This is a genomic window from Brevibacillus choshinensis, assembly GCF_016811915.1.
In the GTDB taxonomy this organism is placed as follows: Bacteria; Bacillota; Bacilli; order Brevibacillales; family Brevibacillaceae; genus Brevibacillus; species Brevibacillus choshinensis_A.
Genome location: NZ_CP069127.1, coordinates 4,461,988 through 4,481,235 on the forward strand (window position 1 = coordinate 4,461,988; position 19,248 = coordinate 4,481,235).

The window sequence follows — 19,248 nt, forward strand, 5'->3', positions numbered from 1 at the left end:
CGCACTGTTGATATGGATTACAGCAAGGGCACGATCGTCCTCCGAAGACTACTGTCATTTCGTTATTCCAAAGATTTATCGGATTTCATTTGGGGAATTGATAATTCTCCAGCCGAGGTCAGGAATCAACTTAACTGTCACGAATACTTCCTCGCTCTCACCTGTATCTCCAAGAGGGACGGACAGTTGATACGTTTTTGCGCTCGGGCGTTCACTGGAGAGCACCGCTGTTGCTTTGTCCCATTCTAGCAGACTGCCGAAGTCTCCATCGACAACCGTTACCTTGTCTTGGTACAGTTCAAAGCCTGCCTGATCGAAGTAGAAGTTGCTAGCCTCTTTCGTATAAACCTGTTCAAACGCAGATACGATTTTTTCCTTGGTGGAAAACGTATCGTTCAAATAAACATACGGAATTTCCTTAAATTCAAAGGCTTTCTTATCGGTCTTTGCCGTTTGTACCTGCCAGAAAAGATTCTTTGCTTGGGTGACAAGATTCACGATTTGCTTTTCATCCATTTGCGGCACAGGGGTAGCGGTCTTTGCAGTACTGACTTGAGTAGTCTGCACTGTCGGCAAGGACGCAGCAAAGGAAGTGAGTGGAGTCAGAGCAAAAATCGTAGAAGCGAGTAGTGCAGTTTTGATTACAACATTTCTCATCAAAATAACCTCTCTTTAGTAAAGGGAATCAATCATTTAGTTAGACGCAGAAAAAGAGAGTTTGCTACACGAAAGAGAAAAAAATTTCCAATCGGGGTTTTCCATCCCGTTCAGTCGAAGTATAGAGCCTACGCTATACGAACATGATGGACAGTCTATGCATTGATTTTGTAGAAATTGACATCCCGTTTCAGTTCGAATATTATAAAACTAATTTAAGTTCTATATTTTTCGAACAATAGGGATGTGCGAAACAATGACCCTCACTTTGGAAATCGATTTTGCTCCGGCGCACGAGTTAGCTTCCAGCTTTTATGCGTTCACCCACAAAAGCAGCCACAAAGTGCTGGAGCTTGGGGCCTCTTGGGTAAAATCAGTTAAGAATCGTTTACCCGAGAATTTCCTTAAAGAGATCGCCAATGACCCAGAGGTTTGTGATCTGAACTTACTGGTGTGGGCTTGTCCCGGAGAACGATCTCCCGAAGGATTTCTCGCTTGGCTCTCGGGACTCTCTTCTGGCGATTTGTTTGATTTGTTTTCCCGTTGGAGTGCCCAGGTACCGGCCGATCTCAGCACGAAGCGTGACAAATTGGTCTGGATGCTGAATGTATGGAACGAGCAGTATTTTTCCCAGGTAGAGCATGCGATCCTGGAAGGACTCCAGCAAAATGCCGAAGCGATGCGATCGTTGATGCCACTGATGCCTCCATCCGATTTGATGGAAAAGGCAACCAATGGATTCCGCCTGAATCCCGACGACAAACTGGAGAAAATCATCCTGATTCCGCAGTACCATTTTCGACCTGCGAACACGTCCTCACACTATGAACGAATCAGCTTTACCAAATACCCAGTCGACGCACTGCCGGTCGGGATAGATGAACCGTCCCCTTCTCTGCTGCGCTTTACCCGTGGCCTCTCTGATGAGAATCGATTGCATATCCTTCGCTTTATCGCGAAAACGCCCCAAACCTTCAGCGATATTGTCCGCCATTGCGGATTATCGAAAGGGACAGTCCACTACCATCTCATGCTCCTGCGTGCAGCGGGTCTAGTACGGGTCAGCATGACGGGCAACCTTGTCGAGTACAGCGTTCGGCGTGAAGCATTGAAGGATCTAAACTCGCAGCTAAATCACTATCTGGTTGAGTTGTAAGCGGGAAGGTCGTGAATCGAGAGTGTCATTGAAACCTAAGAGCTTCTTTATCATGGCCGCGGCGTTAACGATCTGTAGCTTAGGAGATACCTTCGGATTGCTTGCTCTTGAATGGATGGTCTATCTGCTGACTGGCTCGAAGCTGTCTATGGGAACTCTTGCCCTTTGCAGAGGAATCCCCGAAGTTGCAGGACGGCTTTTGGGAGCGCCGCTCATAGACCGCATCGACAAGAGACACCTGCTGACTGGTCTTAATGTGATCCGTTTTACAGCTATCGCCGTTCCGGTGTCGTGCGCATTCCTCGATGCCCTGCAGTTGTGGCAATTGTACGCAGCTGCCGTCATCACTGGATTATGCAATGCCCTTTTTGATCCGGCTGCGTTGGCGACTGTACCAATGCTTACCAAAAGGGATCGCCTCGTGAAAAGCTACGCGATTCTCGACGGCTTCAGAAACGGTGCCTCTCTTGTAGGTCCAATAGCAGCAGGGACAATGATCGCGGTTATCGGGGTAGACTTCACATTGGCCGTAAATGCTGCCTGTTATCTTCTCTCGGCGGCTTTCATTTGCTTTTTACCCCGAATGGGTGGCAAGCGTGAGAAGGCATCCGCACGTGATAGCAGTTATCTACGCGAGATCGTAGAAGGTTTATCGTTCTTTAAGCAGTATCCACCGATGCTTGTCATCATGATTCTCGTCGCGATATCCAATATGTGTTCCATGGCGGTTTGGACCATGATGGTGCCCTTCGTCCAGGATACGCTTCACAAAGATGCAAGCGGAATGGGATTACTTGGGACGTCCGTATCAATCGGAACTTTGGCGGCATTGCTCATCATATCGCTGATCGGAGATGTGAAAAAAAGAAGAATTCCAATGCTGGGGAGTTTAATCTGCATCGGCCTCCTATACATCGTGTTAGGTTCCAGCTCCCATTTTCAGACGGCTCTAGTCGTATCGGTAATGCTGGGAATGGCCGGCCCTTTTTTCAGCTCGTTCAGCACTGCCTTATTCGGGGGCTTGGTCTCCGACGGGATGAGAGGCCGAGTGATGGCTGTACGGTATCTCGTAGGGGGATCTCTTGCGCCATTGGGCGGATTTCTAGGCGGAGCGGTCGCACAAGTGCTTGGAGTCCCATTCATGTTTTCTCTAGCGGGATTGTTACCGTTACTTGCAGGTTTGAGCGGCTGCTTCATCCCTTTACTTAAAGAACTGGATGGAGAAATCTCAGAGGTGGCCGCGAGGAAAAGAGGGAGTGACAACCATACAGTTGCCACCTGAATATTCGGGGTTTACAGACGTTGCGCTAAACTTCCCAATCGTATTACGAGGTCAGCCAGTTTTTTACTGGTTGACCACTTTCTCCACCCGACACCCTTTTTCTTACCCTCCACGAACATGCCTTCCTAATCTTGCTAATAACCGGAGGCTGATTTCCGTCCATATCCCACTATAAAACAAACAAAAAAGAAATATATACATGATCATATCGACATGAAAGGTCTCTGAAACCGACGGGCCGAGCAGACGAAAGCGAAAGCCGTATAGCACCAGCGCTATTCCAGCCCATAGCACCACTGAGGAAAACAAGACAACCTGAATCCGGTTTTTGAAGTGCACAATGCAAAAGCCAAGTGCCAGCCCAAGCGGTCCTGTAGTAAACGAAAAGACGATAAGCTCACTCGGTTGAATGAGCAGCAATAGCATGATCGCAAGTGCATAAGCGGTTGCGCCCGAGCGCGGGGAAATGAGAGTCGCTACTACAATCGGCGCGGTAGCAAGAGGGCTGATCAAGTATCCTGGTCCCGGCATAAGGCCTCCCGCTAGTTGGAACAGCGTGGTCAGAGTACTGAGCAAGGCAATGGTGACGAGCGTTATGGTACGGTTTCCACTCAGCCGCGCTATCAGTGATGTGAATTCCATTTTCGGCAACGGTTTTACCCAATAACCCAGGAACTTCTCACGCATCGTTCAGAAGCCTCCTTCGACGCCATCACAACGACTTATGGTGAATCCAAAACACGTTACCACTTTATTCGGGTAAACATAAGATCATTCGACTCGAGCCCACCCAAAAGATCCAAAAAAGAAAAGCCTCCCAATAAATCTCTGGGAGGACACGTGTCGTTCAGTTATTTATCGTTGCTCTGCTAGGGACAAAAAAACTATCTTCTACATCTCTCGCGCTTAATGGCTTACTAAAATAGTATCCTTGGATCTCCATGCAATCACTTTTCGTAAGGATGTCCAGCTGATCCTTGGTTTCAATCCCCTCAGCTATCACATCCAAATTCAAGTGCTGTGCCATCGAGATGATCGTTGCCACAATGGCTTTATCGCTATTGTTTAGGGAAATATCCTTTATGAAGGAACGGTCGATTTTCAATTTGTGGATCGGAAATTTTTTTAAATAGCTCAAGGAACTATAGCCAGTCCCAAAGTCATCTAAACTGATCCGAATACCAAGACTGTTCAGATCCTGCAAAATGCTGATCGATACATTGGGGTCCATCATCATGCTCTCTGTTATTTCCAACTCCAAGTACTTTGGCTCCAACTGCGTTTCTTCGAGGATACTTTTTACATAGTCTACTAAATTCGGTTGGTGAAATTGCTGCGAAGACAAGTTTACGGACACGGGAACTAACGGTCCCCCCTCATCATGCCACTGCTTCATTTGTTGGCAGGCATTGCGCAAAACCCAAGTTCCCAATTCGAAAATCAAGCCTGTTTCTTCCGCTATGGGAATAAATAATCCGGGAGACAGCAGACCTTTCTTGGGATGATTCCAGCGAACAAGCGCTTCTACTCCGATCATGCGATTACTCTGGGCATGGAACTGCGGTTGATAGTATACCTCCAGTTCGTTCCGTTCGATAGCTTTTCGAAGATCGCTTTCCAGTTCGATATTCGTCATCAACTGAATATCCAATTCTTGAGAGTAAAATCGATGACCATTTTTCCCCTGTTTTTTTACTTCGTACATGGCCGTATCCGCCTTTTTCAACAATTCCACCGCGTTTTTTCCATGTAGGGGGAACAGTGCCGTACCTATGCTTGCCGAAATATAAAATTCATTATCTTTTAGGTGGAAGGGATACTTTAGCTCATCGATAATCCGTTCAGCCAATCGTGCAGACTCCAACCCGTCCGCTCCGGTTCTGCAAATGATGGTAAATTCATCCCCTCCCATTCGAGAGACTACCGCATCAAACCCAGCAGCGCTTTTTACAATGCGATTACCTACCCCTTGCAAAAACATATCCCCATAAGTGTGCCCGAGTGAGTCATTGATCATTTTAAACCGGTCAATGTCGATAACCATGACGGCGAAGAAGCCATCCCGTTCACATCGTTCAATCGACTGGGTAAGAAGTTCATTAAAATGTCTCCGATTGGGCAAACCTGTTAACTCATCATGGTAAGCCTGCTGTTTGATTTTCTCCTTAACCGCATTTTCTTCAGTGATGTCTTTAATAATGATATGATTGCCGACCACTTTCCCTTGAATGTCCACCGGGACGTTCATCACGCTTAATTCTACACGGCGCCCCTCCGGGTGAACGATCGAGGTCTCAAAGCTTCTGATTGATTGCTCAAACGATTGAACATATAATTCACTCGTTTTTTGTCTGACCTTTTCGTCTATCAGCAGCGAGATTTTTGAAATAGGTTGATTGATATACTCACCAGCTTGGATTCCGCTAATTTTGACCGCAGCCGGATTGATGTTTATGATGATTCCTTCCGTATCGATGGATATAATTCCATATTCGTTATTTTTGTACAAAGAACGATACCAGCTTTCGTTCTCCTCAATCACGGAATCCTTTTGGGAAAACCTTTTGTTGATGAATACGCCAAATAAAGTCACACCTAAAAGAATGAATGTAGCGACAACAATGATATAGGCCAGAGACTCCGTTTCTATCTGAAACCCGACATCGCTTTGTCCTGCTTCGATCACATGAAATTGGGCAGCAACCATTCCCGTATAATGCATTCCAGCGATCGCAGCGCCCATAATGAGCGAGCTTCCCAGCTTGTACAGATACGCCAATCGGGTTTTATCTTTGCGGAAATAAAATAAAAGCCATAATGCGGCAACCGAAGCCGTCAATGCAATGATTCCTGATAAGAGGACAAGCAAAGGATCATACGTGATCTGAATGATCATGGCAGCCATACCTGTGTAATGCATGCCGCATATTCCGATGGCCATCAAAATGCCCGCTACAAGGAGCTGTTTTTTGTCCAGTTTGTTTCTAGTAACAGTCAACAAGGCTATGCCTGAAACAACCACGGCAAAAAAAACGGAAATAACAACCCACTTGCTATCATAAAAAACCTTTATCGGTAACGTGAGCGCCAGCATTCCAACAAAGTGCATGGACCAAATGCCCAACCCCATGGAAAGCGCTCCGAATATTAACCATAGCATCCGGTGTTTTCCCTTGCTGGTGCTAATTCTCCCCGCTAAGTCTAGTGCGGAATACGAAGCCATTACAGCGATTAGATAGGATAGAATGACCAGAAACTGGTCATAAGTTCCATGTAAATGATGCTCCATGTATGATTCACCTGACTTTACATTAATTAGTAGTGAGCGAAAAACCTTGCTAGCGCTCCGCTCCCTTCACAAAGCCGACCTGCTGAAAATGACAAAGAGGATGGCGATCCAAGCCGGATACTTTCTTTCACTTTGCAAAAAAAGATTATATCCCTCTCTTCTGAAAGATTTCTGAACAAGGGAGGGTTATCCTTTTACAAGCATGAATGCCTATAGCTGCATCCCGACTCAGCTCTCCTCCTTTTTCTATCATAACGTCAAACTACTGGAAAAATAGTGTATGATTTGTTTATATTACGAAAATATACGAAAAAGCGTGAGAGTGCGAATGAAAAAGAAGACATTCCTCATTGTTCTACTATTCTTAATCGCCATTACCGGCATACGACTTTCGGTGCTCAGCATCCTAAAGCCAATCGACCAGCCCTTCGCCGTAAATGGAAAACTGGACCTGCGGGGTTTTCCCATACCCGAAAAAGATGTATTGCATTTGAATGGGGAGTGGGAGTTCTTTCCCTCTCAGTTAGTAAAGCCAGGTATGGGCGCGATGAATTCCATAGCAGATAAAACGAATATACAGGTTCCTGGTGCATGGGAGGGAGCATTTTCAGGAAATCACGATCAGACATTTCTCTATGGAACCTACCGATTGCAAATCATCCTTGATAAAGCCGTAGAGCAGACATTGCAATTGAAGATGAGTGAAATACGAACGGCTTCGGCTGTGTATATTAACGGCCATTTAGCAGGGAGTTCTGGGCACCCATCAGAACGAGTGGGACGTCATCTGGCCAAGAATGTGCCTTATTCCATTCTCATCCCCCCCAAAAGCAGCGCCATCGAAGTGATGATCCACGTATCCAACCATGCAGGTGAGGGTGGCATTACTCAACCTATTTATTTTGGAACGTTAGAAGCAGTCAATCAACACTCCCTGCTTTCAATGAGCCTTCAATTTTTGTTAAGTATTGTTTTTATCGTACACGCAGCCTATGCCGTTATGCTCTATTTCCTGGGAGCAGCGAATAGAAGCTTACTTTATTTTTCACTGTTGATCCTCAGTGCGATTGTCAGTGTCCTGACTGTCGATGAAAAATTGCTTCTAATTTGGTTTGATTTTCCCTATGAGTTGACGGTGAAGATCGCCATATTATCCTATATTGGGGTTGCCTCCTTTCTACCGCCGTTTCTATACTTCTTATTCCCTGAATATGGAAACCTACGGGTCATCAGGTGGTTTGGAGTCTTTTGCCTGGTATATGGCACTTTTATCATTCTCGCGCCGTCTGTTTACGCGGCTCGTTTCGCTCTCAAATTTCTCGGGCTATTCTTGTTGGGTTCCATCGTCATATCCGTCTATATTCTCCAATCCGCTTTCAGGAAGGAAAAGGACGTCATTTATTTGCTCTTGGCCTGTACCAGTCTTGCGGTTAACATCATCTGGACGAGTGCTAAAAATAGACTTGGTTTTGAGATGATGCATTACCCGTTTGATTTGATCATCGCCATTTTCTGCTTTGCCGGATTCTGGTTCAAACGCTTTTTTCGGGCGAATACGCAAGCCACCCAGCTTGCTGAAAAGCTCCAGCTTGCCGATAAGCAAAAGGATGAGTTTCTGGTAAATACATCCCATGAATTACGAAACCCGCTACACGGCATTATCAACATTACACAGAGCGTTTTAGACGATAGATCCACCCCAGTATCGGAAGAGCATCGAAAAAGGCTAGAGATCCAAATTACCGTAGCGAGAAGAATGGCCTTGATGCTAAATGATCTATTGGATGTCACACGACTGAGAGAAAAAACCGTTAGCCTGCAAATCAGAAGCATCCGCCTTCAGTCCATTGTTACCGGGGTCCTGGAATTGCTCCGATTCATGCTTGACGGCAAACCGCTTCAATTACATATCGACATTGCTGAAAACTTCCCCGCAGTCAAGGCAGATGAAAACAGACTGATCCAAATCCTATTTAATTTGCTGCATAATGCGATCAAATTTACGGAGAAAGGACATATCACCATTCATGCCTCCATCGAAAATGAAAGGGCCAGCATTCAAGTGGCAGATACGGGCATCGGTATGGATAAAGAGACCCAGCAGCGGATCTTTTTCCCCTACGAACAAGGCCACACCGAAATGACGATGTATGTCGGCGGATTTGGTCTCGGGCTTAGCATTACCAAGCAGCTGGTCGAGCTGCACAGCGGAACCATCAGCGTGAAATCTTCACCCGGTGAGGGCACTATTTTCACCTTTACTTTGCCTTTATCCGGAGCGGAAGCACTTCCATCTGAAACAGAGCTGTTACCTGCTGCCAGTAGTTATGGTGGTGAAGCAGCGGCAACGAAATATCTGCTAGCTGACGAAGCGATGTCTGAAAGTACAGTCGTCGCGACGAATAAACCGAACATATTAATGGTGGATGATGATCCCATCAACCTGAAAATATTGGTCGATATTCTGGGTACCGTACCATACAGCATCTCAACCGCCACTAGCGCCGCGGAAGCACTTGCGAAGCTAGAGTTTGGTCACTTTGACCTGATCGTATCGGACGTGATGATGCCCCATATCTCCGGCTATGAATTAACACGCATCATTCGAGAACGGTATGCCATTTCCGAGCTTCCGATCTTGCTGTTGACTGCCCGAAATCGTCCCGAAGATATTTTTGCTGGGTTTCAATCAGGCGCCAATGATTATGTGACCAAGCCGGTTGATTCGATGGAACTGAGATCACGCGTGCGTGCCTTAACCACTCTGAAGCTTTCGATCGAAGAACGGCTTCGTATCGAAGCTGCGTTCCTGCAAGCCCAGATACAGCCTCATTTCCTTTTTAATACGTTAAATTCGATCGCCTCTCTCGGAACGATGGATACTTCAAGAATGCTATCCTTGCTGGAGGAATTTAGCCAATACTTACGAATCAGCTTCGACTTCCAAAATTCCGAGCGCGTCATACCTCTTGAACGCGAATTAGCTCTTGTACGATCGTATCTGTACATCGAGAAAGAAAGATATGGGGAACGAATCGATATACACTGGAAACTTGACTCAGGCATCTCCATTTCTTTGCCGCCTCTTTCCATACAGACCTTAGTGGAAAATGCCTTGCACCACGGGATTCTAAAACGCGCTTCAGGAGGAAGGATCGATATTCATATCACTGACAAAGGGGATTCTATCGAAGTCTGCATTTGCGATAATGGCGTTGGGATGAGCGAAGAGAAGCAAAACCAAGTGTTCGAAAAGCAAGCGGGTGCAGCCGCTAAAGGTATTGGTTTGCGTAATACGGACAGACGCCTAAAGCAGCTGTACGGCACAGGATTACGTATGGATAGTTTCCCTGGCCAAGGGACTGCCGTTTCCTTTCATATCCCAAAAAAGGAATGAGCCCACAGCTCATTCCTTTTTTTCCTGCTTCCACTGGAGATACCAATCCGTGATCATTTGACTCGGCCGCTCATCCAATTCATTTTCCAAAACGGTTGCCAATGCCTGGTATTGGCGATGCACAGCTGGGGAGTTATTCAGTGAGGCATATAGCTTCATCAACTCAAAATGGGCTTCTTCCTCTTGCGGATAACGGTTGCATACGTCCAGATACTTCGCGATCGCCTTCTCTTCTTGTCCCATCTCTACGTAAGAATTTGCGATTTGAAAAGAGTAGTTCTGCCAAAGCATTTTCAGGCGATGGCGTTCACTCTCCGCCCACCAGTACTCGTAATCCTGCAGATAATCCCCTGTGTATGCCGCCAAGGCTTTTTCATACTCATCGATTGTTTCATCGGACAGGGAAGGTAACGCACTTATGTGCATTTCCCATTCATCCACATCAACCATAGCCTTTTCGAGATTCAATATGTATCCGTCCATGACATTCTCTAATTTGATATGAGGTTCAAAGCGCTGCAGGACTTTACGAATCAAATAAACGGTCGTGTACAATTGAGAATACGCCTTGCTCATATCGGCATCCGGCCAAAGAAGATCAACGATGACGGATTTGCGAACGAGTTTTCCTCGATATTGGAGTAAATACAAGAACAGCTCTTGTGCGCTGCTGGTTCGCCAACGAAGCAGCGAAGATTGGTGGTCTTCCACTTCAATCGATAAATGCTGGAGCATTTTTATGTGAATCGGTTGAATCGATGATACACTTGTTTGCGTTTCTCCATCCGCACGATCCTTTATTCGCTCCCATGTTTTCAATAATCGTTCTGTTCCGAAGGGTTTTAATAGGTAATCAAGCGCGTTCAGTTCAAATGCTTGAACGGCATAATCGTCATGGGCTGTTACAAATACGATCTGCAGCTTAGGCTTTTTTTCTAGCAATTGTTCTGCCAGCTCTATACCATTTACTTCTGGCATATGAATATCCAAGAACACCACATCTACATCTTCCTGAAGAATCGCTTCTCTCCCTTCGAACGAGTCCATATACTTCCCTACAATCTGGGCGTTTTCCATTTTTAGAAGTAGTTTTTCTAGAAAATTCAAAGAAAGATATTCATCGTCTATTAAAATGATTTTCATTGACTGCTCCTATTTACCACTAATATATTTTCATACATAAAAATATAATGGAAAACTATACTTTATGTAAGGATTTTCCACCACTCTTCTTATTCCTTTCACAAAAAGCAGCCTCCCTTTTTGGAAAACCACTTTCTCTTCAGGAAACAAACTATTTCATACGCTCCTCTTTTTGCCGATGCAATCTTTTTAGGACTTGCGTTACCTATGCTTGTTTCCCCATTGTCCTACTCATAGCGAATGAAGTCAAAATGAAAAGGCTTGAGTCCAGTACAAAACCGAACTCAAACCGTTCTGATTGCTGAAACACTTCAACAGGCATCCAATGAAAAAAGCCCTCCCGGAAATAGCCGTGGAGGGCTTTGATCAGTCAGCAGAAGCTGGTGTTACGCTTTTTGTTTTCTACGAGAAAGCAGGATGTTGATCCCGACCAGTATGGAGGCGATTCCCGCATAGAGTGTGCCTGCGTTCGCTTCCTCCCCGGTCTTGGGTAAAACTGCTCTGGATTCCTGACCTAACACTTCCCCGTTGTTGTTCGCCTGGCTGTCATCTACCGCACCAGCAGGATTGCCGGAGCCTGAAACAGGATCAGTTTGCCCGGCGTTGTCCATCTGTCCTGCATCTGCATTGCCGGTCGATCCTTGGGTGCTTGGAATTGTCGGTGTGGTCGGAACAGTCGGTTGTACAGGGTTACCCGTTCCACCTGTACTCGATCCACCTGTGCTTCCGGGCTGCGTCGGTTTGACTGGCTTGTCAGGCTCGTCCTTGTCTGGCCTGTCCCCATCGGATCCTCCGCCGTGGTCACCTCCGCCATTGTCGCCTCCGCCGTTGTCACCTCCGCCATTGTCGCCTCCGCCGTTGTCACCTCCGCCGTTGTCGCCTCCGCCGCTGTCGCCTCCGCCGTTGTCGCCTCCGCCGTTGTTGCCGCCTCCGCCGTTTCCGCCTCCGCCGTTTCCGCCGCCTCCGCCTCCGGAAGCTACCCTGTTCTCTGCTACGACTTCCACGATCTCTGTCTGGCTTCTGACAATCTCAAAAGGTACAGGTTTCCCGCTTTTGACGTATCCGGTCGGAGCCTTTGTCTCCACGAACTGGTATTTACCCGGATTCAGTCCGTTCAATTCAAGCTCCCCGTTTTCATTCGTGACCAGATCGGTCATCTCGTTGCCGTCTTTGTCTTTGATGATGTCACCGTTTTCATCCTCGAGAGAGAATACCGCGCCTTTCAGCTTATGGTTCGGATAGCCCTCTCTCACCTTGATCAGCTTGACCGAGCCCGGGATCAGCTTGTTGGTGATCGTCAGCTCTTTCAGGCCTTCCTCGGTAAGCTCGAAGTCATACGGCGCAGCTAGCTCGTAGTCGGCTAGGGCTTTCTTTTCAACGAATCGGTAAGCTCCCGCCTTTAGTCCATCTACGCGCAGTTTGCCGCCGCTTCCTGTCGCCCCGGTGTACACGACTTTTCCGTCAGCATCCACAAGATCGAATACGACGCCATCCAGAGGCTCTTTCGTGTAGTGGTCAACCTTTAGCAGCTCGACAGAACCGACATTGATCGTGTTTTCGATGTCCTGTTTCAACACTTGTGTCTGGTTCGCCGCAATCGTGAATTCGATCGGTGCTGGGTCAAGCTTGTATCCCTTCGGCGCTGTCTTTTCTGTCAGTAGATACTTGCCTGGCTTCAATTCCCCTTTGGAAATCTTGCCGTTCGCATCCGATGTCAGTTCCGCTACATTCTCAAGTGATCCGTTTCCGTTCTCAAATTGCAGCTGGAAGATCGCGCCCGCAAGCGGAACCGCGTGATTCTCCGCATCGACTTTGGTAAATTCGAATCCTTGGCGCAGCAGCTTGTTGCCGACCGTAAGTTCGCATTCGGAGGTCGGTGCAGCGTCCGGATCGGATGGAGCAGGTGCCGCGCAGCCAACGATTCCTGCTGCCGGATCAGATGCCCCTTGCTTCAACGTGATCTTTTTCCCACCCTGGTAGTCAGGACCGATCACATAACCGGCAGGAGCCGCCACTTCCTTCAATACGTACGTCTTGAGCTTCAGATTCGTGAAGAGTGCTACCCCGTTGCTATCCGTTTCCACTTGCTTGATCAGCGTAGCGCCTGACTTGTCGTACAAGGCGAAAACCGCTTTCTCCAACGTCGTCGCCGGATTGTCGGCATCTACCTTGACCACCTTCAGATCGCCGGACGGGGTCGTCCCGCCGCCTCCAGCCCCCGACAGGATAACGCGAATTCCTTCGCTGCCGTTTTCATCGACTCCTACTACGGTGACACCGTGGAAAGCGGCCGAATTGCTGATGATTTCGCCGTAGCTCGCATTGATAAACGATTTGTACTCCAGGATGTACGCCCGACTCAGCTCATTTTTGAAAGTGAGAGTAAAGGTGTTTCCCGCTACATCCAGTGCGTAATCGTCACTGTCCATTTCTTCCCCTTTGGACAGGATCCCGTTGGCCGTCACTTTCGTGGTATAGAGCTTGAAGGAATCCGTGATGAGGATTTGTTTGTCAGACAGCGTGTCGGTCAGCACGGCCCCCGCACCTATGGTAGACTGGCTGGGGTTGACCGTCACTGTCCAGAAAGCGAACTCCTCATCCTCACCGGAGCCTTGCTTGCCCGATTTGAGAAGGTACTTGCCGCCGTGAGTCGGTCTAATGGTCGTAGAAGCTTGGTACAACGGCGCGCTTGCAGGATCACCATAATGCAAGGTCGCGTTGTTTTTGTATTCAGCTAACACATCATGGCCTTCGAGGCTCGTCTGGTACGTGATGCGATGAGCGGCATCGATGTTCCCGAGCTCCAGAATGAAACCGTCGCCCTCAGCATTTTGGATTTTCTCAAAGTGCTTGGGTTCGATCGGATCCCCGACGATTTTTACCCCGTTGGCCCCGCCTGTCAGCTCCAGTTTATTAACGGTCAACGAGCCGTCCACAAACGTCTGGTCGCCTGTATACACATCTTGGATCACCGCGTTTTCGATCTCATACAGATTGTAGTTGATGTCAATGGTCCACGTGATGATCTTTTTCTCGGCGTCATACCAGCCTGTTTTGCTTCCGTTGTTCGTGGTGTAGCTGTCTGGAGTGACCGAAGCAGCTTTGACGAGCGTATGCCCCACGCTCTTATGGTCGTCCCACGTCAGCGTGGCATCGTTCGTGTAGCTTTTGGGACGATCGGGAATGCGAGGGTCAAAGGAAGTCTGGTAGGTGATTTCATAGGCACCAGATATCGTTCCTTTGAATGCAATGGTAAACCCTTCACTGTCCGCATCCGCTACGACGGTATAATCGTCTTCCTTTTTCAGCCCGGAGATTTCCAGGCTTCCCGGCAAGAACCGCAGTCCCTGGTTTTCAAAACGGTCTTTGATGACGACATTGCTCATGTCCCATGGACCTGAGGGAGCGTCCATGTTCAGGCTCATGCGCCAATCGATCGTTTTGCTCGCGTAGTCGATCTTGCTTACGTTTTTGGCGAAAATGTTCTCCTGAATCTTTCTCTCCCAGGTCACAGTCTCCTGATTGTACATTTTCACTTCGTTCGATAGCACAGCATTCGCGTAGACGCGATCCTTTGGTTTGGTCTGATAGGTGATTTCATAGGCGTTGTCTATGCCGCTGGCAGCAATGAACTCCAAGCGGAAGCCATTTGACAGCTTGGCGAAGGAGTAGTCTGTCCCAAGAGTAAGCTTGTCCCCGACTCTGGTGCCCTTCCCGTCGTCGCCGATCGCCACTCGATAGACCGTCAAGGAGCTTTCAATCAACTCCTGGCTGTCGTCCAAAAAAGCGTCCTCGATCCACGCATTGCCAAGATCCAGATGCTGTTCGTTGTAATTGTAGTAGATCGCCCAGTCGATCGTTTGGGTTTTCGAATTGTAACCCGTCGAATCTTTTGCCAAAGGCTTGCTGTATTTGGCAGAGACACTCGCCGTATCCTGCCAAGGCAAAGGCAGATCGTCGGATTCGACCTTGGCTTTGTTGGCAAAGCTCTGGTCGGTCTTGTCCGTGATGCTGGTGGTGTACGTCACCCGGTAGGCGCTGTCGATGTCACCGAAGGGAATGGTAAAGCCGTTGGTTTCCGGCAGCATCGCAGCTGTCTTGCTCACCGTTCCTGCTTCCTTGACCGAGCCATCCAGCTGGACCTCGAGCGCGGTTACCTTGACAGAATTCAGATCCAATTCCAAGCCAGCTGGCAGTTCATCCGTAAAGATAGCATTCTTGATCGATTTTTCTCCGAGGTTGAAATCCACGGTCCAGTCAATCGAGCCGGGATTCATGCTTTTGTTCGCTCGGCCACCCTTCTCGATGTCGCTGGTATTTGTGCCTAGGAAGTGAACTTGAATGGGGTCGATTCCGTCCAGCTCAAATTTGATTTGCTGCTTCGTGCCGCCCTCGAATTTGCTTTCGTCAAACTGGCGCCATACGTAGAAATTGCCCGTTACTTCCGTCCCATCATCAATGGAATCGTTAAAAGTGAGAGTAACTGTCCCGTTCCCTGTCACTTCAAACGTTCCTACATCACCATCTAGCTCACCTTCCTCCGAATTCGCCAGTTCAAACCTGTCCGGCAGATCGAAGGTAAAGGTGGCGCCGTCCGAATAGCTGTGCCCCACAGGGAGCTTCCACGTAAAATCGATTTGCACGCGCGACCCTTGCTCCGGGCGAAACTCCTCGATGCTGGTGCCATTCTCGCCCTTCATGACCACGCTGGTGATGATGTTTTCTTCGATGACGGTTTCTTCCGGGTCTGGGACTACAACCGGCGGGGCATCGGGCAAGGGTTCTGTGGGAGGGGGGACCGTTTCTTCAACTGGGCTAGTCGTCCCTCCGCCTGGAGTGCTCGTGTCTCCGTCTGGTGTGGGCGTCCCGTCTGGTGTGGTCGCCCCTCTGTCTGGTGTGGTCGTCCCTCCGTCTGGTGTGGGCGTGTCTCCGTCTGGTGTGGGCGTCCCTCCGTCTGGTGTGGGCGTCCCTCCGTCTGGTGTGTGCGTCCCTCCGTCTGGTGCGGTCGTCCCTCCGTCTGGTGTAGTCGTCCCTCCACCTGTGGTCGTGTCCCCGCCTGTGGTCGTGTCTCCACCTGCTGTCGTGTCTCCACCTGTGGTCGTGTCTCCACCTGTGGTCGTGTCCCCACCTGTGGTCGTGTCTCCTCCCGTGGTCGTGTCTCCTCCCGTGGTCGTGTCGCCACCTGCTGTCGTGTCTCCACCTGTGGTCTCCGTCTGCCCGGTAGTCTCGGCGTGCACGGCCGATGCCATCCCGAAAAAGCTGTGGATGATCAGCATGAATGCCACAGCTATACTCCAATATTTCCTTTGCATACACTCCTCCTGAACTCTTTCAAACTCCTATGTTTCCTAAAAGGAACATTGTCAGCCGAAATTCTTCAACTTCGCTTGCACGATCAGCCGATCTGTCGGATTCTTCTTTCCAATGGGAGTACAGGTAACTAGCGTGAGCAAAGGTTCCTTCTGATCGGCAAGGACCTCTACTTTCGTACGGTCCACTACAAAAGCTTTGATGACGACAAATACATATCTCCCGGTTTTCGTCTCGATCTCGATCTCGTCATTCGGCGCGAGCTCGTTTAGACGATTAAACTGTTTGCCGTAGGTGACAGCACGGTGTCCTGCCAAGCCGACGTTGTTCCTGCCGAATTCCTTCTCCGGCTCAATCATGCCTACGCCTTTGCGTAGAGCCGACTCGTCCGAACCTTCGAAAATCATCATGTTCAGATCGATCCTAGGAATCCGGATTACGCCCCTCGCGCCATCGAGCAGCTCGACTGCGTCTTGCCGCACGCTTGCTTGTTCAGCAATAGGCGACTCGGCTTCATCGATTTGCGTGCCTACGTAGCTCAGTTGCTCGAAAGCCTCAATCAATCGCTCTTGCTTTTGATCAGCAGCTTTCTTTTCCACTTGGGGATACATTAGGAGAAAAATGCCTGCCAGGATAAAACCTGCTCCCCAAAGCATGCGCAACTCCCTCTCCCCTTCCCGCACCGTTTTTTCGTTTCACTTTCCTCCTCCCTGTACTGTCTCGTTATGAATGGGGATATCATCTGTCTCTGTTGGATGGCTATTTCGGACGTATGTATAACAAATGAAAAATACCCCAAATGATCATAAATTTCTGACCTATACAAATTCTGAACAACCAGCCAAAAAAGGGGTGTCCTGATCAGCGCTGTCTCGCTTCAGGACACCCCCCACACTACATGGGCATATTCGGCTCTATTTCCATCTCATCTGCTGATCTTCGTCCGCTGGCTCGAATGAACCACAAAAAGCGTGCCCACCGCCATCGCATCCGCCACGGTCAGTAAGCACGCCTCCCACATCATCGATCGTCCGCTTTACGCTTGCTGCGCACAGCTGACATCGCCTCCATAAATTCTTCCTTGTCGATGACGTTTAATTCGTAGAGCTCCCGAATCTCATCTTCAATCAAAAGCAAGTCCCCCTCGGGGTCCCCGGTATAAATAAACAGTCCGAAGCGGTGCAGAAACGCCTTTAAGTCGAAATCACTCGGGCGAGAATTCAATGGGCTCCCTCCAGATCGATTTCCATCCTCGCGAGGACGGCATCGTAGTCAAACTCGACAGCAAAGCCGGTAATGACGATGATCTTCGCGTTCGGATACGCTTCTTGCCACGCCTCCTCTTCATCCGGTTTCAGGCCGACGATGTACAGCGGATCAGTGGACAGCTGCGGGTCAGTCTTGCAGAGCTGTAAAAACTCATGCGTCCGCTCCTGCTCCCCTGCTGCATTCAGCACCATAACGGCGCGCTTTACCTCGCCTGACTTTCTTTGCCCAGCCAACATTTCAAACGTTTTCGCCGTCGGCACCAAAGCGTTCACCTCAGGGAAACGGTCGAGAACCTCATCCAGCCAGTCATCCTCTTGCCAGGCCAGGTAGTACAGCATTGCAGTAGACATGTTGATAAACACCTCATGGATATATACTTGACAACTTTCTGAACGATTCTTCTTTCTTTTCTATTATAGCACGGAAGTCGGCAGCCTGCCCATTTCGCTCGCTTGACTTCGCTCGACCCTTCACGTAAGGTGGAAAAAGTAAGCAAGTTACACCCCACTTATCTTCGTGTGAAAAGAGGTTTTCCCCGTGAATAAGAAGCACCTTGCCCTCTTGTTCTTGATTGCTTTTCTCACCATGCTGGGCTTTGGTATCATCATTCCGATCTTGCCGTACTTTGCGGAGAAGCTGGGTGCATCATCCTTACAAATAGGTATACTGTTCGCCAGCTATAATATTATGCAGCTGATCTTTGCCCCGATCTGGGGCGCGCTTTCTGACCGCATCGGACGCAAGCCGCTGGTCGCATTTGGACTGCTGGGCTTTTCCATCACCTTTATCCTGTTTGGATTGGCGGAGAGCTATACAGCCATGCTGGCCTACCGGATTATCGGCGGAATTGTCTCTGCTGCAGCCATGCCAACCGTAACCGCGATGGTAGCTGACCTGTTCCCACCTGAGGAGCGCGCGAAGGGGATGGGCGTGATTGGAGCCGGCATCGGACTGAGCTTTGTGTTTGGCCCTGTCATCGGTGGACTTTTGAGCAGCTACGGCTTTGCAGTCCCTTTCTTTGCTTCCGGGACCGTCGCCCTGCTCACCTTCTTCGTTATTTTGTTCGCCCTGCCGGAAAGCTTACCCAAGGAAAAACGTACGGGACATGCTTCCAAACGGGCGGGAAATCCGCTGGTATCGCTCTTCGGCTCCCTTTCCCTGCTGTACGGCATCCTGTTCATTGTCTCGTTCGCCTTTTCCGGGCTCGAAACGACGTTTGCCTTGTACATCAACGACTTGTACGGCTTCACCTCCAAAGACTTGGGCTACATGTTTCTCGTCATGGGGATCATTTCCGCATTCGTCCAGGGCGGACTGATCGGAAAAATGGTGAAGAGCATGGGAGAAGCAGCAGTCCTGACTCTTGGGATACTCCTGTACGGCATTGGCTTTTTTGCCATCCCGTTATCTGGAAACTTCTGGGTGCTCGCACTCGTCCTGTCTTTGTTCGGTGCAGGACAAGGCATGATCCGCGCGACCGCTACGGCCATGATCACGCACCGTACGACGCAAGGACAAGGAGTCACGACTGGCGCGATCAGCTCAATGGACAGCTTGGGCCGAATCCTCGGTCCACTGGCAGGAGGCGCTGTGTACCAGTTTACCTCCAGCGGTCCGTTCTTCCTGGGCGGCGTGCTGATGGTGCTCATCCTTCTCTGGTTCCGCACCAGCTATAAGCGTTTGCCTGAGCCGAGCGCACAGGCATAAGAAAAAGGATCAGGATTTCAGTCTTTACACGGAGTCCC

At 49.0% G+C, this 19,248-nt stretch carries 12 protein-coding genes; 4 read left to right on the forward strand and 8 right to left on the reverse strand.

Annotated features, from left to right (window positions below):
• Nucleotides 1–75 precede the first annotated feature (75 nt).
• Nucleotides 76–657 (reverse strand): DL-endopeptidase inhibitor IseA family protein, encoded by a 582-nt coding sequence (locus JNE38_RS22455; RefSeq protein ID WP_203353347.1) that lies wholly within the window; start codon nt 655–657, stop codon nt 76–78.
• A gap of 256 nt (nt 658–913) precedes the next feature.
• On the opposite strand from JNE38_RS22455, the gene JNE38_RS22460 reads away from it, so the two are divergent.
• Both JNE38_RS22460 and JNE38_RS22465 read left to right on the forward strand, forming a co-directional pair.
• Nucleotides 914–1,813 (forward strand): ArsR/SmtB family transcription factor, encoded by a 900-nt coding sequence (locus JNE38_RS22460; RefSeq protein ID WP_203353348.1) that lies wholly within the window; start codon nt 914–916, stop codon nt 1,811–1,813.
• A 22-nt stretch (nt 1,814–1,835) separates the two neighbouring features.
• Nucleotides 1,836–3,095 (forward strand): MFS transporter, encoded by a 1,260-nt coding sequence (locus JNE38_RS22465; protein ID WP_275296597.1) that lies wholly within the window; start codon nt 1,836–1,838, stop codon nt 3,093–3,095.
• A 102-nt stretch (nt 3,096–3,197) separates the two neighbouring features.
• Here the strand turns inward: JNE38_RS22465 and JNE38_RS22470 are convergent, their stop codons facing one another.
• Entirely contained in the window at nt 3,198–3,782 is a 585-nt protein-coding gene (locus tag JNE38_RS22470) for a hypothetical protein (protein WP_203353350.1), read from the reverse strand.
• Nucleotides 3,783–3,942: 160 nt separating this feature from the next.
• Nucleotides 3,943–6,384, reverse strand: coding sequence for an EAL domain-containing protein (locus JNE38_RS22475; RefSeq protein WP_203353351.1), 2,442 nt, complete (start codon nt 6,382–6,384; stop codon nt 3,943–3,945).
• A 328-nt stretch (nt 6,385–6,712) separates the two neighbouring features.
• Here JNE38_RS22475 and JNE38_RS22480 point away from each other — a divergent pair, with 328 nt between their 5' ends.
• Nucleotides 6,713–9,781 (forward strand): ATP-binding protein, encoded by a 3,069-nt coding sequence (locus JNE38_RS22480; protein WP_203353352.1) that lies wholly within the window; start codon nt 6,713–6,715, stop codon nt 9,779–9,781.
• A 9-nt stretch (nt 9,782–9,790) separates the two neighbouring features.
• Here JNE38_RS22480 and JNE38_RS22485 read toward each other — a convergent pair whose 3' ends face one another.
• The 5 genes from JNE38_RS22485 to JNE38_RS22505 form a co-directional block, all read right to left on the reverse strand.
• Nucleotides 9,791–10,924 (reverse strand): response regulator, encoded by a 1,134-nt coding sequence (locus JNE38_RS22485; protein WP_203353353.1) that lies wholly within the window; start codon nt 10,922–10,924, stop codon nt 9,791–9,793.
• Between the two features lie 386 nt (nt 10,925–11,310).
• The gene (locus JNE38_RS22490; RefSeq protein WP_203353354.1) at nt 11,311–16,236 is read right to left on the reverse strand and encodes a collagen binding domain-containing protein; all 4,926 of its coding nucleotides are present in this window, start codon (nt 16,234–16,236) and stop codon (nt 11,311–11,313) included.
• Nucleotides 16,237–16,287: 51 nt separating this feature from the next.
• The gene (locus tag JNE38_RS22495; RefSeq protein WP_238933744.1) at nt 16,288–16,890 is read right to left on the reverse strand and encodes a class D sortase; all 603 of its coding nucleotides are present in this window, start codon (nt 16,888–16,890) and stop codon (nt 16,288–16,290) included.
• Nucleotides 16,891–17,254: 364 nt separating this feature from the next.
• Entirely contained in the window at nt 17,255–17,458 is a 204-nt protein-coding gene (locus JNE38_RS22500; protein WP_203353356.1) for a YqgQ family protein, read from the reverse strand.
• Complete coding sequence (locus tag JNE38_RS22505) at nt 17,455–17,853, reverse strand: hypothetical protein (RefSeq protein ID WP_203353357.1); 399 nt, start codon at nt 17,851–17,853, stop codon at nt 17,455–17,457. Before JNE38_RS22505 ends, JNE38_RS22500 begins: the two co-directional genes overlap by 4 nt.
• A 187-nt stretch (nt 17,854–18,040) precedes the next feature.
• Here JNE38_RS22505 and JNE38_RS22510 point away from each other — a divergent pair, with 187 nt between their 5' ends.
• Nucleotides 18,041–19,210, forward strand: a complete 1,170-nt coding sequence (locus JNE38_RS22510; RefSeq protein WP_203353358.1) for an MFS transporter — start codon at nt 18,041–18,043, stop codon at nt 19,208–19,210.
• Nucleotides 19,211–19,248 lie beyond the last annotated feature (38 nt).

Coding starts and splice junctions, on each gene's coding strand:
- JNE38_RS22490 (WP_203353354.1), bottom strand. CDS start 16,236: ATGCAAAGGAAATATTGGAGTATAGCTGTGGCATTCATGCTGATCATC.
- JNE38_RS22505 (WP_203353357.1), bottom strand. CDS start 17,853: ATGTCTACTGCAATGCTGTACTACCTGGCCTGGCAAGAGGATGACTGG.
- JNE38_RS22455 (WP_203353347.1), bottom strand. CDS start 657: ATGAGAAATGTTGTAATCAAAACTGCACTACTCGCTTCTACGATTTTT.
- JNE38_RS22470 (WP_203353350.1), bottom strand. CDS start 3,782: ATGCGTGAGAAGTTCCTGGGTTATTGGGTAAAACCGTTGCCGAAAATG.
- JNE38_RS22485 (WP_203353353.1), bottom strand. CDS start 10,924: ATGAAAATCATTTTAATAGACGATGAATATCTTTCTTTGAATTTTCTA.
- JNE38_RS22495 (WP_238933744.1), bottom strand. CDS start 16,890: ATGCTTTGGGGAGCAGGTTTTATCCTGGCAGGCATTTTTCTCCTAATG.
- JNE38_RS22460 (WP_203353348.1), top strand. CDS start 914: ATGACCCTCACTTTGGAAATCGATTTTGCTCCGGCGCACGAGTTAGCT.
- JNE38_RS22475 (WP_203353351.1), bottom strand. CDS start 6,384: ATGGAGCATCATTTACATGGAACTTATGACCAGTTTCTGGTCATTCTA.
- JNE38_RS22480 (WP_203353352.1), top strand. CDS start 6,713: ATGAAAAAGAAGACATTCCTCATTGTTCTACTATTCTTAATCGCCATT.